Origin of the sequence: Halomonas sp. ND22Bw (genome assembly GCF_003011945.1) — a bacterium.
Classification (GTDB): domain Bacteria; phylum Pseudomonadota; class Gammaproteobacteria; order Pseudomonadales; family Halomonadaceae; genus Halomonas; species Halomonas halophila.
Genome location: NZ_PXWD01000622.1, coordinates 1 through 284 on the forward strand (window position 1 = coordinate 1; position 284 = coordinate 284).

At 67.6% G+C, this 284-nt stretch carries 1 protein-coding gene; it reads right to left on the reverse strand.

The window, feature by feature from the left end; all coding sequences use genetic code 11:
• Window positions 1-79: 79 nt before the first annotated feature.
• The coding region (locus CVH10_RS19640) for a serpin family protein (RefSeq protein WP_146143126.1) at window positions 80-284 on the reverse strand (205 nt) is incomplete at its 5' end.

The following is a 284-nucleotide window of genomic DNA, read 5'->3' on the forward strand; positions in this document are numbered from 1 at the left end:
AGCACATCCCTCCAAGCCAGAGACGCGTCAGGACGACGCATGTGAGGATGCGGCGCCCGGGGAATGCCACGTGTGGCCGCTAGGCTGCCGGCGCCTCCGGGCGGTTGATGCGGCCGAGGAAGAGAATGGCGCCGGTCTCCTTGTCGCGGATCAGAAAGAGGAAGGGGTGGTCGGCGCGGAAGGTCGGTGGCGGCGTCACAGGCGCGCTCGTCGGTTCGACGGCGATCCCGGTGGCCGCAGCCGCTTCCGTCCCCTTCTCATCGATCCTCAAGAAGGTCTTGTGC